The sequence below is a fragment of the Stutzerimonas sp. LR2 genome (assembly GCF_055755175.1).
In genome coordinates this window covers 342,189-356,963 of sequence record NZ_JBVTRR010000002.1, presented here as the reverse complement: position 1 = coordinate 356,963, position 14,775 = coordinate 342,189, and the positions used below count along the sequence as shown (strand labels likewise).

Genomic DNA, 14,775 nt, shown 5'->3' with positions numbered 1-14,775 from the left:
GATGGGAGGACGTTCGCATGCCCCAGGTTGATCCGGAGCTGTTTGACCGCAGCCAGTTCCAGGCGGAGCTCGCACTCAAGGCCAGCCCCATCGCTGCGTACAAGAAGGCCATTCGCCAGGCACGCCAGGTGCTGGACGAACGCTTCAGGGCCGGGCGGGACATTCGCCGCCTGATCGAGGATCGCGCCTGGTTCGTCGATCAGATCCTGCGCTCGGCCTGGAGCCGCTTCGATTGGGACAAGGGCGCCGACATCGCCCTGGTCGCCGTGGGCGGCTATGGGCGCGGCGAACTGCACCCCTATTCCGATATCGACCTGCTGATCCTGCTGGACGAGAACGACCAGGAAATCTTCCGCGAGCCGATCGAGGGCTTCCTCACCCTCCTCTGGGACATCGGCCTAGAGGTCGGCCAGGCTGTACGTTCGGTAGCCGAGTGTGCCGATGAGGCGCGTGCCGACCTCACCGTCATCACCAACCTGATGGAAAGCCGCACGATCGCCGGTCCGGAGCGCCTGCGCCAGGCCATGCTGCAGGTCACCAGTACCCAGCAGATGTGGCCGAGCAAGGAGTTCTTCCTTGCCAAGCGCAACGAGCAGCGCGCTCGCCATGCCAAGTACAACAACACCGAGTACAACCTGGAGCCCAACGTCAAGGGTTCCCCCGGCGGTCTGCGCGACATCCAGACCATCCTCTGGATCGCGCGTCGCGAGTTCGGCACCCTCAACCTGCAGGCCATGGTCGACCAGGGGTTCATTACCGAAGGCGAACATAGCCTGCTGACCGCCGCCCAGGAGTTTCTCTGGAAGGTGCGCTATGGCCTGCACATGCTCGCCGGACGGGCCGAGGACCGCCTGCTGTTCGACCACCAGCGCAGCCTTGCCGCCCTCCTCGGTTACGAAGACAGCGATGCCAAGCTGGCCATCGAGCGCTTCATGCAGAAGTACTACCGGGTGGTGATGAGCATCGCCGAGCTCAGCGATCTGGTCGGCCAGCACTTTGCCGAAGTGATCCTCTGGGAAGGCGAATCAGGCCCGATCGTTCCGCTCAACAGCCGCTTCCAGGTACGCGACGGCTATCTGGAAGTCAGCAACCCGGCGATCTTCAAGCGCACGCCGTTCGCGATCCTGGAAACCTTCGTGCTGCTCGCCCAGCATCCGGATATCCAGGGCGTACGCTCCGACACCATCCGCCTGCTACGCGACCATCGCTACCTGATCGACGACACGTTTCGCCAGGACCTGCGCAACACCAGCCTGTTCATCGAGCTGTTCAAGTGCAAGGAAGGCATTCACCGCAACCTTCGCCGCATGAACCGCTACGGCATCCTCGGACGCTACCTGCCCGAATTCGGCCACATCGTCGGGCAGATGCAACACGACCTGTTCCACATCTATACCGTCGATGCGCACACGCTCAACGTCATCAAGTACCTGCGCAAGCTGACCAAGCCAGGCGTGGCCGAGAAGTATCCGCTGGCCAGCAAACTCGTCGAGAAGCTGCCCAAGCCCGAGCTGATCTACATCGCCGGCCTCTACCACGACATCGCCAAGGGTCGCGGCGGCGACCATTCGGAGCTGGGGGCGGTCGACGCCGAGCAGTTCTGCCGTCGCCACAAGCTGCCGGCGTGGGATACCCGGCTGGTGGTCTGGCTGGTGGAGAACCACTTGGTCATGTCCACCACCGCCCAGCGCAAGGATCTATCCGATCCACAGGTCATCAACGACTTCGCCCAGCGCGTCGGCGACGAGACTCATCTGGATTACCTGTACGTGCTGACCGTGGCGGATATCAACGCCACCAACCCCACGCTATGGAACTCCTGGCGCGCCAGCCTGCTGCGCCAGCTCTATACGGAGACCAAACGCGCGCTCAAGCGCGGGCTCGAGAATCCTCTGGGCCGTGAGGAGCAGATTCGCCAGACACAGCGCGCCGCCCTCGACGATCTGGTGCGCCATGGCACCGATCCGGATGATGCCGAGCAGCTCTGGGCGCAGCTGGGTGACGACTATTTCCTGCGCCACACCGCCACCGATGTCGCCTGGCACACCGATGCGATCATCGAGCACCCGGCCAATGGCGGCCCGCTGGTCCTGATCAAGGAAACCACGCAGCGCGAGTTCGAAGGCGGCACACAGATCTTCATCTATGCGCCGGACCAGCACGATTTCTTTGCGGTAACCGTGGCGGCGATGGATCAGCTCAACCTGAACATCCATGACGCCCGCATCCTCACCTCGAGCAGCCAGTTCACCCTGGACACCTACATCGTGCTGGAAGCCGACGGCAGCCCCATCGGCAACAACCCGGAGCGCATTGAGGAAATCCGCAGCGGACTGATCGCCGCGCTGCGCAATCCGGACGACTACCTGACCATCATCCAGCGCCGTGTACCGCGCCAGCTCAAGCACTTCGCCTTCCCACCGCAGGTCACCATTCACAACGACACGCAGCGCCCGCAGACCATTCTCGAGATCATCGCGCCCGACCGTCCCGGCCTGCTGGCGCGGGTCGGGCAGCTGTTCCTGGATTTCGACCTGTCGGTGCAGAACGCTAAGATCGCCACGCTTGGCGAACGGGTGGAAGACGTGTTCTTCGTGACCGACGCCGACAACCAACCGCTTTCGGACCCGCAACTCTGCCTGCGCCTGCAACAGGCGATCATCAAGGAGCTGCAGCAGGAAAACGAGCAGCAGCCTTCGCCGAGCAGCATCGTCATCTGAACGGCGGCTGACCGCGCCATGACGCGCGGTCAGCTGCGGGCATCAATCCCAGGGTTTGCCGCGGGTCTGCTCCACTGCGGGCAGTTTCTGCTGCATGGCAGCCTTGGCCAGCATGTGCGCGCTGACGGGAGCCGTGAGGAAGAGAAACAGCGTGATCAGCAGTTCATGCAGGCTCAGCCCGCCATTGCGGCTGCTGAAGAACAGCATCGAGGCGATGACGATGCCGCCCACACCAAGCGTGGTCGCCTTGGTCGGCCCATGCAGACGCGTGTAGAAATCCGGCAGACGGTACAGCCCGATGGCTCCGATCAGCGCGAACAGGCTGCCGATGATGAGGAACACGCTGACCAGCACTTCAATCCAGAATGGCATATCGCCTCCTCAGTCGATGATGTCGCCGTGCAGCATATGCTTGCCGACTGCCACGGTACTGACGAAGCCCATCACCGCGATCAGCAGCGCCGCCTCGAAGAACAGGTCCGATGCCAGCCAGATGCCGAACAGCACGATAAGCGCCAGCGCGTTGATATACAGCGTGTCGAGCGCGAGCACCCGATCAGGCATGTCCGGCCCCTGGATCAGGCGAACGACGTTCAGCACGGCGGCTATTCCAAGCACGGCCATGCAGAGCGGAATCACGTAGGCGAGCATTCGAATATCTCCAGCAGTGGCGCTTCATAATTGCGTTTGACGTCACTGATCAACGCATCGACATCCGGCACGTCCAGCGCATGGACCATGAGCACGCGGCGATCCGGGCTGAGGCAGGCCGATACCGTTCCGGGCGTCAGCGAAATGATGCTGGTGAGTGTCGCCAGCGCGAATTCGTTGCCGATCGCCATGGGCACCTCGACAAACGCCGGGCGCAGCTTGTCTTTCGGCCCCAACACCAGCTTGGCGACCTGTACATTCGCCACGACGATGTCGTAGAGCACCTTGAGGGTGAACAGGCACAGCTTCAGCGGTTTGCGTATCGGCGGTACCTCGATGAGGAAGCCCCGCACCAGGAGCGGAATCCCCCAGCCCAGGAACAGACCGAGCAGGACATGGCCGAAGCTCAGCGTGTTATGCAGCAGCAGCCAGAGCAGTGCGAGGAAAATCGTCAGCGCGGGGCTGGGTAGCCAGCGAGCCTTCATTGCGCACCTCCCTGGATGATTTGCAGATAGGGTGCAACATCGAGCAGTTGCGCAGCCGTGGCCTGCACGAACGCCTGCAGCGGCGCGGCGATGGCGACCAGCACCACGCTACCCAGCAGAAGACCGAGCGTGGCGATGACGCGAACCGGGTCGGCAGCCTGCCCTACCGCCTCTGACGCCGGGCGCCAGAACACGAGACTGCCGGCGCGGCTCAGGGCGATCAGCATGCCCAGCCCGCCGACCAGTACAACCGCCCAGAGCGCCACCGCATCGGGGCCTACGTCGATGGCACGCAACAGCATCACCTTGCCGAGGAAGCCCGAGAACGGCGGCAAGCCGGCCACCGAGATCGCGCCCATGAAGAACAGTGAGCCGAGCAGCAGCGGCTGCCGCAGTGCCGGAGCGGAAATCAGATCGGTGCCCAGGTCTCCGCGCTGGCGAGCGATCAGATCGGCCAACAAGAACAGCCCGCCGGCAATCAGGGTGCTATGCACCAGGTAGTACAGTGCCGCGGCAAGCCCCACGTCGGTGCCCAGCGCCACGCCGGCCAGCAGGGTACCGACCGAGACCACCACCAGATAGGCGAGCAGTACCTGCAGGTTGCGCGCCGCCAGCGCACCGATCACGGCCGCGCCGAGCGTCAGCAGCGCCAACGGCCAGAGCCAGTCCTCGACCATGTTGCTCAGTGTTCCCGCCTCGCTGCCGAACACCAGCGTGAACACCCGGACGATGGCGTACAGGCCGACCTTGGTCATGATTGCGAACAAGGCAGCGACCGGGGCCGTAGCCGATGCATAGGCCCGCGGCAGCCAGAAATACAGCGGCAGGATCGCCCCCTTGAGGGCGAACACCACCAGCAGCAGATAGCCGGCCGCAGCGAGCAAGGGCGCGTCCGCCGGATCGGCAGCACTGACGCGACCCGCCAGATCGGCCATGTTCAGGGTGCCCAGCAGGCCATAGAGCATGCTTACGCCGATCAGGAACAGCGACGAGCCGAGCAGATTCAGCACCACATAGTGCATGCCCGAACGAACCCGGCGCTGGCCGTGCCCGTGCAACAGCAAGGCATAGGACGAGATCAGCAGGATCTCGAAGAAAACGAACAGGTTGAACAGGTCGCCGGTGAGGAAGGCACCGTTGATGCCGAGCAACTGGAACTGATAGAGCGCATGGAAATTCGGCCCACGCTCGTCGTCGCCCCGGCAGGCGTACAGCACGGCAAAGCCCGCCAGCACAGCGGTAACCAGCAGCATCAGCGCGCTCAGACGGTCGAGCATGAGGATGATGCCGAACGGCGGCTGCCAGTTGCCCAGCGCATAGACGCGCAGCTGTCCGTCGTCGGCCAGCAGCAGCAGCCAGATCGCGATGGGTACCAGCGCCCATGTCGCCGCCAAGGAGAGAATTCGCTTGGCCGGCTTGCCCATGCGGTGGCACAGCAGCAACAGCGCGCCAACGAACAGCGGCACCAGCAGCGGGAGGATCAGCGCATGATTCATTTGCGGGGCTCCTGCCCATCGACATGGTCGGTACGTACTTCGCCGATGCTGCGCAGCGACAGCACCACGACGAAGGCTGTCATGGCGAAGCCGATGACGATGGCCGTGAGGACCAATGCCTGAGGCAGCGGATCACCGTACTCGGCACTTTTGCCGATGACGGCCGGAACCCCGGTAGCCAGGCGCCCCATGGAAAAGATGAACAGGTTGACGGCGTAGGAAATCAGCGTCAGCCCCATGACCACTGGAAATATCCGGGCGCGCAGGAGCAGGTAGACACCGCTTGCCGTCATGATTCCGAGCGTGATCGCGAATACCGCTTCCATCACACCACCTCCCTGTTGGAATCGTCCTGCCTGACTTGGCCGATATTGGAAAGAATCAGCAACGTCGCGCCCACAACCACCAGATAAACCCCCAGATCGAACAGCATTGCAGTGGCCAACTCGAATTCGCCAATGAGCGGCAGATGGAAATGATCGAACGCGGATGTCAGGAACGGGTAGCCCAGCAGCAGGCTGCCCAGGCCGGTTGCTCCGGCAATGAGCAGGCCGGCGCCGCACAGCGAGTGGTAGCTGAGCGGCTGCCGCGCCTGGGCCCAGCTCACACCATGGGCGATGTACTGCAGGATCAGCGCGACGGCGGTAATCAGGCCGGCGATGAAACCGCCGCCCGGCAGGTTGTGTCCGCGCAGGAAGATGAATGCGGAAATCAGCAGCGCCATCGGTAGCAACGCGCGCGCCAGTGCGTCCAGCACCATCGGATGCTTGTCCAGTGACCACAACCGCCCGCCGGCGTCCCGGATCGGATGTGGCAGGCGCAGGCCGCTGAGCAGGCTGTAGATGCCGACCCCGGCAATGGCCAGCACGGCAATCTCACCCAGGGTATCGAAGCCGCGGAAGTCGACCAGGATCACGTTGACCACGTTCGTGCCGCCCCCGCCGGAGACGCTGTTCTCGAGGAAGTAGGAAGCGATGCTGTCGTAGGGGCGCGTCAGCACCGTATAGGCGAGCAGCGCCACCATGGTGCCGCAGCCGGCGGCCAGGACGAAATCACGGAACGCCCGCAGGCTGCTGGATTCAGCCGGCGTACGATCGGGCATGAAGAACAGCGCGAGAATCAGCAGGATGATGGTCACCACTTCCACTGACAGCTGCGTCAACGCGAGGTCCGGCGCCGAGTAGCGGGCAAAGCCCAGGGCGACCATGAGCCCGACCACGCTGAGCACCATCAACGCCACCAACCGCTGACGGTGGAACAGCACGGTGAGCAGCGACGTGAGCGCGAGAATCACCATGCCCAGCACCGTGATCGCGTCGAGCGGCGTCAGGGCCACCGGACCATGCAGCGTTTGCAGCGGCGTCAGCGCATACACCACCAGCACCAGGGTGCTGATGAGCATGAGCGCGACATAGCGCTGCAGCGAACCATTATCCAGCAGGCAGGTTAGATGACGTGCGCCCAGGGTCAGCCCACCCATTACCCGCTCGAACACTTCCAGCGAATCGACCGTTGGCAGGCCCTCATACCAGCGGAACGCCCACTTACGCAGGGAATAGATCAGGATGCCGCCGATCAGTGCCGCGAAACTCATGGCCAGCGGCAGGTTGAAGCCGTGCCAGATCGACAGGCTGTACTCGGGCACGTTGCCGTTCAGCGTCCCGGACACCGCGGCGGCGAGCAGCGGACCAACGGTGAATGCGGGCAGCATGCCGACCAGCAGGCAGAGCAGCACGAGGATCTCCACCGGGATCTTCATGTAGCGCGCCGGCTCGTGCGGCGGATACTTCGGCAGGTCGACCGGCTCGCCGTTGAAGAACACGTCATGCACGAAACGCAGCGAATAGGCGACCGAGAACGCACCAGCCAGCGTGGCCGCAGCGGGAATCGTCCAGTAGAAGCTGCCCAGCAGGTGCTGATCGAGGGTCTCGGCGAAGAACATTTCCTTGCTGAGGAAGCCGTTGAGCAGCGGCACACCGGCCATGGCCAGGGACGCGACCATGGCCAGCGCAGCCGTATGCGGCATGTACTTCCACATGCCATTGATACGCCGCATGTCCCGGGTGCCGGTCTCGTGATCGATGATGCCGGCGGCCATGAACAGCGATGCCTTGAAGGTCGCGTGGTTGATGATGTGGAAGATCGCTGCGACGGCGGCCAGACGCGAGTCCAGGCCGAACAACAGGGTGATCAGGCCCAGATGGCTGATGGTCGAATAGGCCAGCAGTCCTTTGAGATCGTGCTGGAACAGCGCCATGACGGCACCTAGCAACAGCGTGGCCAGGCCCGTCATGCTGACCAGGTAGAACCACCACTCCGATTCGGCCAGGGCCGGATACAGACGGGCAAGGAGGAAGACCCCGGCCTTGACCATGGTCGCCGAATGCAGGAACGCCGATACCGGCGTCGGCGCAGCCATGGCCTGAGGCAACCAGAAATGGAACGGAAACTGAGCGGACTTGGTGAACACGCCCAGCAGAATCAGGATCAGCGTCAGCGGGTACAGCGCATTGGCACGGATCAGATCGCCCGATGCCAGCACGGTCGACAGCTCGAAGCTTCCGACGATGTAGCCGATCAGCAGGATGCCGGCGAGCAGCGCCAGCCCTCCGCCACCAGTCACCGCCAGTGCCATGCGCGCGCCCTGACGAGCATCGGCCCGATGGTTCCAGTAGCCGATCAGGAGGAATGACGACAGGCTCGTCAGCTCCCAGAACATCAGCATCAGCAGCAGGTTTTCGGACAGTACCACGCCGAGCATCGCGCCCATGAAGAGCAGGAAGAACCCGTAGAAGCGCCCCATGGGATCTTTCTTCGACAGGTAATAGCGCGCGTAGAGGATTACCAGCAAGCCGATGCCGAGAATCAGCAGGGCGAACAGAAAGCCCAGCCCGTCCAGCCGCAGGCTGAGGTTCAGGCCCAGCTGCGGCAACCAGGTGTAATGGATGATCTCGGTTTGGCCGGAAAAGACATCGGCCCGTTTGGTCAGCAACAGAACCAGTGCCGCCAGTGGCGCCAGACCTGCACCGAAGGCACAGGCGGAACGACCGAAACGCTCCAGAAGCAGGGGCAGGAAGATGCCCAGAAATGGCAAAGCGATAATCAGCGCAAGCGCCATGAACGAGACCCCTTAAGCCATCAGTCCGGATGGCATTCTTATCCTTGCAGGCACGGCAACTGCCTGAAACGGCACACAAATGTGTGCCCGATTATCCATACGGATGATGCCGACGTCATGGACTCATGTATTTCGAAAAACAAAAGGCGCCGCCTCCGTCCCGTTTTATCGGAACGGAAGACAGCGCCCCGGCTTCAGCTGTGGGCGATGTTGGGGGCGCTCAAGGGGCCACGCGGCTGGTGCCACTGACAGTGAGGATGCGCACCCGCTGACCGACGCGGAACACCTGATTCGGCTCAACGGCCTGAACATAGGCGCGCATGTTGCCGTCATCTTCGCGCACCGTAATCTCCACGCCCTGGGTGCGGGTAATCCCCTCCTCGGCCGCAGCGCCGAGCATACCGCCAGCGACTGCACCGATTACCGCGGCGACCGCACTGCCGCGCCCACCGCCGACACCACTGCCGGCCACGCCGCCGACCACGGCGCCTGCGCCTGAACCGATCGGCGTCTTGGTTCCCTCGATCTTCACGGGCCGCAGCGATTCGATTGTGCCGTAGCGTACGGTCTGAACAGCACGCGCCTCGTCCCGGGAATAGGTATCGCCGGTAAGGCTCGAGGCGCAGCCGCCCAGAGTCAGCGCCAAGGCGGTAAAGGACGCGACAACGATGGATTTACGCATTGAAAGTCTCCTGCAGACTGCTGTTTCGTTCCCGGGGAATGGCTTAGGTGGCAGCGACGAAAAGGCACTTGGCAACTTCACCGCCCTGACTCAGCATTCGCCATCTTCCAAGCATACCTATGCGAGTCGAACCTGGCGTATCAGGTTCCTTCAACGAGATGAACCATGGATTACTTCATCATAGCCATCACTACTGTGGCTGGCCTGGCTTTTCACGCCTGGCTGATCATTCGCTTCCGCCGCTGGGCCGATCGCGACCTGGCATTGTCGATTGCCGGAAGCGACCCCGACCGGCGCGCCTGGATGCTGCAACGTCTGGCCGACGCGAAAAACCAGAAGGTCAAGCGGCGCGACCTGCAAGGTTGGCTCGAGCAACAAGCCCAACGCTACCCCGACGCCTGAGCGCGGCCACACGACGGGTACCATCCGCCGAGCCCGGCCAGCCTGCCATATCGCACCGGATAAAAGGTGACTTTCCGAACCCGCCGGTTTGCCGGATAGTTACGGCAAATTACCAACCCGCTCACCGTCGTGCCGCTAGCCCGCTGGGAGCGAGCGGCACGAATGCAGCGACCGAATCAGGGGGCCAGGCGCTCGCGCTGCCAGCCATTGGCGACCAGGCGATAGTCGAGTCGGTCGTGCAGGCGGCTCGGCCGCCCCTGCCAGAACTCGATGCGCTCCGGCAGCAGCCGGTAGCCGCCCCAGTGCGGAGGACAATGGGGCGCCTTATCGAGGAAGCGCTGCTCGGTCTCGGCCAGCAGCCGCTCCAGCTCAGCGCGATCGCGAATCACCTGACTCTGCGGTGATGCCCAGGCTCCGAGCCGACTGCCCAGCGGGCGCACCTGGAAATAGGCATCCGATTCCTCTGCCGTCACCTTCTCGACGCGCCCCTCGATACGGACCTGTCGTTCCAGCGTCGGCCAGAAGAACGTCATGGCGGCATAGGGCGACGCGTCCAGCTGCTGCCCCTTGGCGCTGTCGTAGTTGGTGAAAAACGTAAAACCGCGGTCGTCCAGCGCCTTGAGCAGCAGGATGCGGCAATGGGGCCGACCGTCGGCGTCGACGGTTGCCAGAGACATGGCATTGGGTTCGACGGGCGCCTGCTCGGTCTGAGTTGCCTCAGTGAACCACTGACGGAACAGACCGAAAGGGTCGTCGGGCGCGTTGGCCTCGCTGAGTCCGTCACGGGTGTAATCGCGGCGCATATCGGCCAGGGTCTGGATCATCGCGTGGCTCCTTCATCGAATAGGCAGGCTTTCAGCGTATCAGGGCGCAGGATCGGGCGACGACCATGAACCGAGCCGGCCTGCCGAAAAAGCTTATCCGCGTTTGCCCGTCACGCCTTGACTCAAGGCAACCAGCCACAACGAAAACAGGCCCGCATGCGGGCCTGTTGCAGTCGAACTCGATCCAGCCCCTACTTGGCGACCTCGGCCTGGGCTACCTGGGTAGCAGGCTCTGCCGGCCGCTCGTACTTGGCGATAAGTGCCAGCATCGTGGTCTGCGGCGCCAGCACCATCTCCACACGACGATTCATCGCCCGGCCTTCCTTGCTGTCATTGGCCGCGCGCGGCATGTCGGAGCCCAGCCCACGAATACGCAGGCGGTCGTGCTTGAAGCCACTGAGGCGGAAGATCGCCGCGACCGCGCTGGCGCGCTCACGGCTGATGGTGCGATTGACGTCGTCCGCACCGGTGCTGTCGGCATGCCCGAGGATGACGACCGCCGTCTTCTCATCCTTCTCGACCAGCTTCGCAACGCGGGTGATCGGGCCGAGGGTCACCGGCAACAGCATGCCGGGACGATCGGGATTGAACGAGGAATCCACTGGTGCCGTGACCACTAGCACGTTATCGCGGCGCTCGACCTCGAAACGGCTGTCCACCAGCGCATCGCGCAGCTTCGGTTCATATTCGTCAAGCCAGGCGTAATCCACCTTCGGCGCAACCGGAGCCGCTGCCTCACTGGGTTTCTTCTCGCCCTTCGAGCTACAGCCGGCGATGACGATCATGCAGAGAATCAGGGAGGCGCTCTTCAGCAGGTTCATGAGCAAAATTTCCGTGCACCAGACGCGTTTCTTGGACGGACATCGAAGATGAGATGCCACTATTGAGTTTGATTCGAAATTGTGGACGCAAGTCCTTCTTTTGAAAAGTCCGGCCGCTTTGAAGTGACGAGTGGTTCAATGCAGGCAGGCGGCCACGCAGCGAGCCAGCGATTGCGCTCTCGGGTCCATCAGCACATAGGGCCCGAGAGTATTGGTGACGAAGCCGAACCCCAGTTCACGCTCCGGATCGGCGAAGCCAATGCAGCCACCCGCACCTGGATGGCCGAACGCGCGCGGCCCCATGGCGAACGTCGCATTGGCAACGTCAGGCTGATCGAGCCAGCAACCCAGGCCGAAGCGCGTCGAGGCCAACAGGGTACGGTCCTCGCCAGCGCTGTGCTCATGGGTCATCTCACGCAGGACCGCCTCATCGAGCAGCCTGCCCTGAAGCAAACCGGTATACAAGCCGGCCAGCGAGCGCGCGTTGCCGTGGCCGTTGGCCGCCGGCTGCGCCATGCGTCGCCATTCCGGCTTGTTGCCGCTGCTCATGATGGATGGCGGATTGTTGAAAGCGCGGGCGCTGATGGATGCAGGATCACTCATCAGCGCCTTCAACAGACGCTGGGCGCAAGCGTCGCCGAAGTCGTTCTTGGTCCTGGTCAGGTAAGCGACGCGATCGGCCTGGCTGTCGTCCAGGCCAACATGGAAGTCCAGCCCCAGGGGCGCCGCGGTGCGACGAACGATCGACTCGCCCGCTCCGCAGCCATCGACACGACGCAGCAGCTCCCCGACCAGCCAGCCGTAGGTCATGGCGGCGTAACCCTGGTCGGTACCCGGTGCCCACCAGGGCTCCTCGGCGGCCAGCGCGTCGGTCATGCACGTCCAGTCGTAGAGTGCCTCGGGCGCCAGCGGCCGGCGAATGGCCGGCAGCCCGGCGCGATGACAAAGCAGCTGGCGCAAGGTTATCGATTCCTTGCCATTGGCCGCGAATTCCGGCCAGACCCGCGCGACCGGGGCATCCAGTTCCAGCTTGCCCTCCTCGACCAGCTGCAGCGCGGCCACCGCGGTAAAGGTCTTGGTGCAGGAAAACAGGTTGACCAGCGTGTCGCTGTGCCAGGCCTGCTCGCCCTGGTTGTCGGCGACGCCAGCCCACAGATCGACCACCGTTTCGCCGCCGATCTGCACACAGAGTGCGGCGCCGCGTTGCTGGGTGCCGTCGAACAATGCGGCAAACGCATCGCGAACCGCTTCGAAGCGAAGATCGAAATAACCCTGAACCTGCACGTCGCTACCCCTCATGTTTGATTGCGGGTGATTCTTGCAAGCGCGGCCCGGCAAGGGAACCGGCAGCCAATGCCGTGATGGACAGCTATCGCAGCCCGTGATCCTGCCCGATCAGCCGATGTGCCGCCTGAATGGCGGCAGGGCATTGAGAATCGCCTTGCCATAGCGCTGCGTCACCACTCGCCGGTCGAGCAAGGTGATGGTCCCGCGGTCCTGTTCGGTCCGCAACAGACGCCCGCACGCCTGGACCAGCCGCAGCGAAGCGTCCGGCACAGCGATCTCCATGAACGGATTGCCGCCGCGGGCCTCGATCCACTCCGCCAATGCCGCCTCGACCGGATCGTCCGGCACGGCAAACGGAATCTTGGCGATGACCACGTGTTCGCAATAGGCCCCAGGCAGGTCGACGCCTTCGGCGAAGCTGGCCAGGCCGAACAGCACACTGGGTTCGCCCTCGTCCACGCGCGCCTTGTGCTTGTTCAGCGTTTCCTGCTTGGACAGATTGCCCTGAATCAGCACGCGTCGGCGCCAGTCCCGCTCCAGTCCATCGAAGACGTCCTGCATCTGCCGGCGCGACGAAAACAGCACCAGCGTTCCTCGGGCGCCTTCCACCAGCTTCGGCAGCTCGCGGACGATGGCGGCGGTGTGCGCCGGCGCATCACGAGGGTCAGCCTGCAGATCCGGCACCCTGAGCTCGCCGGCATCGGCATGATGAAAGGGGCTCGGCACCATGGCAGTGACCGCCGCCTTGGGCAGGCCGGCTCGCATCCGGTAGCGATCGAAGCTGTTCAACGCCGTGAGCGTGGCTGAGGTTACCAGGGCGCCGAAGGCGACATTCCAGAGGTTGCGCCGCAACGTTTCAGCAGCCAGGATCGGACTGGCATTGACCTCGATATCGAACAGCGCGCCGCCTTCGGCCAGCGTCAACCAGCGTGCCATCGGCGGGCTGTCTTCCGGATCCTCGACGGTGAAGGCCGTCCACAGGTCCCAGTTGCCCTGCGAGCGCGTCAGCAGGCTGCCGAACAGGGGATACCACTCCTCCGCCTGGTGGCTGGCGATGCCGCTGCCGGTCTCGCCGTCCATCGCCTCCTTGAGCAGTTCGGCGATGCGGGTGAAGAGATCGGTCAGCTTGGCGAAACCTTTCTTCAGTTCAGTGCCAAGCTCGACCAGATGCCCTGGCACGACGCCACCGACGAAACGATGTCGCGGCCGCTCACGCCCTTCCATGTCCTCCCCAGCCTTGAAATCCGCGACCTGCTCGCAGGCGCTGAACATGAACTGTTGCTGGGTACGCAGCTCTCGGGCGATCTCCGGAATGCCTTCGACCAGGCGCCCCAGCTCACCCGGTAGCGGATGCTGGGCCAGCAGCTTGGTCAGGTTCTTTTCCACCTGCGCCAACCAGTCCGCCGTCGAGCGCAGCCGTGTGAAATGTGCGAAGTGGCCAATGGCCTTGTCGGGCAGATGATGCCCCTCATCGAACACATAGATGGTGTCACGCGGGTCGGGCAGTACGGCCCCACCGCCGAGCGCGAGGTCGGCCAGCACCATGTCATGGTTGGTGACGATGACATCCACCTTGGTCATGCCTTCCCGCGCCTTGTAGAAGGCACATTGCTGGAAGTTGGGGCAATGTCGTCCGGTGCACTGGCTGTGATCAGTGGTCAGCTGTCCCCAGTCCGCATCGCCCAGCTCTTCCGGCCAGCTGTCCCGATCGCCATCCCAGCGATTGCCGGCCAGTTTTTCGATCATGCTGGTGAACAGCTTCTGGCTGCGCTCGTCGACCTCGATGCGAAAGCCTTCCTCTTCGAACAACTGCGCGGTGGCGCTCTGTGCCTGACCTTCCTGCAGCAGCATGTCCAGCTTGGACAAGCACAGGTAACGCCCCCGGCCCTTGGCCAGGGCGAAACTGAAGCTGAGCCCGCTGTTGCGCATCAGATCAGGCAGATCCTTGTGCACGATCTGCTCCTGCAGCGCGACGGTCGCGGTGGCAATCACCAGCCGCTTGCCGGCAGCCTTGGCCGTGGGGATCGCGGCCAGGCTGTAGGCTACGGTCTTGCCGGTGCCGGTACCCGCCTCGACGGCAACGACAGCCGGCTCGCTGCTACGACGACCTTCATCGTCGACCTTGACCGTGCCCAGCACCTTGGCGACTTCGGCGATCATCAGGCGCTGGCCATAGCGGGCCTTGAGCCCCTTGGCTTCGAGGAAACGGGTATAGGCGCCCTGGATCTGGGACTTGAGTTCGGTGCTGAGCATGGGCGCGGAGCTGTATATATTTTCAGTACTTCGATC

General features: G+C 63.5%; 13 protein-coding genes. 2 read left to right on the top strand and 11 right to left on the bottom strand.

All coding sequences use genetic code 11. The annotated features are described in order from the left end of the window. Positions 1-17 precede the first annotated feature (17 nt). Entirely contained in the window at positions 18-2,720 is a 2,703-nt protein-coding gene (locus tag ACVRRC_RS08120) for a [protein-PII] uridylyltransferase (protein WP_011912698.1), read from the top strand. Positions 2,721-2,762: 42 nt separating this feature from the next. Here ACVRRC_RS08120 and ACVRRC_RS08115 read toward each other — a convergent pair whose 3' ends face one another. The 7 genes from ACVRRC_RS08115 to ACVRRC_RS08085 form a co-directional block, all read right to left on the bottom strand. Beyond that, positions 2,763-3,092: a Na+/H+ antiporter subunit G gene (locus tag ACVRRC_RS08115; protein ID WP_011912697.1), complete on the bottom strand. Its 330-nt coding sequence runs from the start codon at positions 3,090-3,092 to the stop codon at positions 2,763-2,765. A gap of 9 nt (positions 3,093-3,101) precedes the next feature. Beyond that, positions 3,102-3,371, bottom strand: a complete 270-nt coding sequence (locus ACVRRC_RS08110) for a K+/H+ antiporter subunit F (RefSeq protein WP_011912696.1) — start codon at positions 3,369-3,371, stop codon at positions 3,102-3,104. Then, positions 3,356-3,856 (bottom strand): Na+/H+ antiporter subunit E, encoded by a 501-nt coding sequence (locus ACVRRC_RS08105; protein WP_011912695.1) that lies wholly within the window; start codon positions 3,854-3,856, stop codon positions 3,356-3,358. The genes ACVRRC_RS08110 and ACVRRC_RS08105 overlap by 16 nt, the downstream gene beginning before the upstream one ends. After that, positions 3,853-5,352, bottom strand: coding sequence for a monovalent cation/H+ antiporter subunit D (locus ACVRRC_RS08100; protein ID WP_017244595.1), 1,500 nt, complete (start codon positions 5,350-5,352; stop codon positions 3,853-3,855). Before ACVRRC_RS08100 ends, ACVRRC_RS08105 begins: the two co-directional genes overlap by 4 nt. Beyond that, a complete protein-coding gene (locus ACVRRC_RS08095; RefSeq protein ID WP_011912693.1) occupies positions 5,349-5,678 on the bottom strand; it encodes a Na+/H+ antiporter subunit C in 330 nt (109 codons plus the stop codon). The genes ACVRRC_RS08100 and ACVRRC_RS08095 overlap by 4 nt, the downstream gene beginning before the upstream one ends. Next, positions 5,678-8,470 (bottom strand): monovalent cation/H+ antiporter subunit A, encoded by a 2,793-nt coding sequence (locus tag ACVRRC_RS08090; protein WP_014596292.1) that lies wholly within the window; start codon positions 8,468-8,470, stop codon positions 5,678-5,680. The genes ACVRRC_RS08095 and ACVRRC_RS08090 overlap by 1 nt, the downstream gene beginning before the upstream one ends. A 220-nt stretch (positions 8,471-8,690) precedes the next feature. Next, complete coding sequence (locus ACVRRC_RS08085) at positions 8,691-9,152, bottom strand: outer membrane lipoprotein (protein ID WP_011912691.1); 462 nt, start codon at positions 9,150-9,152, stop codon at positions 8,691-8,693. 165 nt (positions 9,153-9,317) lie between these two features. Between ACVRRC_RS08085 and ACVRRC_RS08080 the strand changes: the two genes are divergently transcribed. After that, the gene (locus tag ACVRRC_RS08080; protein WP_011912690.1) at positions 9,318-9,554 is read left to right on the top strand and encodes a hypothetical protein; all 237 of its coding nucleotides are present in this window, start codon (positions 9,318-9,320) and stop codon (positions 9,552-9,554) included. Positions 9,555-9,730: 176 nt separating this feature from the next. Here the strand turns inward: ACVRRC_RS08080 and pdxH are convergent, their stop codons facing one another. The 4 genes from pdxH to dinG form a co-directional block, all read right to left on the bottom strand. Then, the gene (gene pdxH / locus ACVRRC_RS08075) at positions 9,731-10,378 is read right to left on the bottom strand and encodes a pyridoxamine 5'-phosphate oxidase (protein ID WP_011912689.1); all 648 of its coding nucleotides are present in this window, start codon (positions 10,376-10,378) and stop codon (positions 9,731-9,733) included. A 191-nt stretch (positions 10,379-10,569) separates the two neighbouring features. Continuing rightward, a complete protein-coding gene (locus tag ACVRRC_RS08070; protein WP_013982318.1) occupies positions 10,570-11,199 on the bottom strand; it encodes an OmpA family protein in 630 nt (209 codons plus the stop codon). 135 nt (positions 11,200-11,334) lie between these two features. Then, positions 11,335-12,483, bottom strand: coding sequence for an EstA family serine hydrolase (locus ACVRRC_RS08065; RefSeq protein ID WP_013982317.1), 1,149 nt, complete (start codon positions 12,481-12,483; stop codon positions 11,335-11,337). A gap of 111 nt (positions 12,484-12,594) precedes the next feature. Further along, entirely contained in the window at positions 12,595-14,739 is a 2,145-nt protein-coding gene (gene dinG / locus ACVRRC_RS08060; RefSeq protein WP_472996840.1) for an ATP-dependent DNA helicase DinG, read from the bottom strand. Positions 14,740-14,775 lie beyond the last annotated feature (36 nt).

Excerpts from the sequence above, each read along its gene's own strand:
- ACVRRC_RS08100 (WP_017244595.1), bottom strand. The coding sequence starts at position 5,352 with ATGAATCATGCGCTGATCCTCCCGCTGCTGGTGCCGCTGTTCGTTGGC.
- dinG (WP_472996840.1), bottom strand. The coding sequence starts at position 14,739 with ATGCTCAGCACCGAACTCAAGTCCCAGATCCAGGGCGCCTATACCCGT.
- ACVRRC_RS08115 (WP_011912697.1), bottom strand. The coding sequence starts at position 3,092 with ATGCCATTCTGGATTGAAGTGCTGGTCAGCGTGTTCCTCATCATCGGC.
- ACVRRC_RS08090 (WP_014596292.1), bottom strand. The coding sequence starts at position 8,470 with ATGGCGCTTGCGCTGATTATCGCTTTGCCATTTCTGGGCATCTTCCTG.
- ACVRRC_RS08085 (WP_011912691.1), bottom strand. The coding sequence starts at position 9,152 with ATGCGTAAATCCATCGTTGTCGCGTCCTTTACCGCCTTGGCGCTGACT.
- ACVRRC_RS08110 (WP_011912696.1), bottom strand. The coding sequence starts at position 3,371 with ATGCTCGCCTACGTGATTCCGCTCTGCATGGCCGTGCTTGGAATAGCC.
- ACVRRC_RS08080 (WP_011912690.1), top strand. The coding sequence starts at position 9,318 with ATGGATTACTTCATCATAGCCATCACTACTGTGGCTGGCCTGGCTTTT.
- pdxH (WP_011912689.1), bottom strand. The coding sequence starts at position 10,378 with ATGATCCAGACCCTGGCCGATATGCGCCGCGATTACACCCGTGACGGA.
- ACVRRC_RS08105 (WP_011912695.1), bottom strand. The coding sequence starts at position 3,856 with ATGAAGGCTCGCTGGCTACCCAGCCCCGCGCTGACGATTTTCCTCGCA.
- ACVRRC_RS08070 (WP_013982318.1), bottom strand. The coding sequence starts at position 11,199 with ATGAACCTGCTGAAGAGCGCCTCCCTGATTCTCTGCATGATCGTCATC.
- ACVRRC_RS08120 (WP_011912698.1), top strand. The coding sequence starts at position 18 with ATGCCCCAGGTTGATCCGGAGCTGTTTGACCGCAGCCAGTTCCAGGCG.
- ACVRRC_RS08095 (WP_011912693.1), bottom strand. The coding sequence starts at position 5,678 with ATGGAAGCGGTATTCGCGATCACGCTCGGAATCATGACGGCAAGCGGT.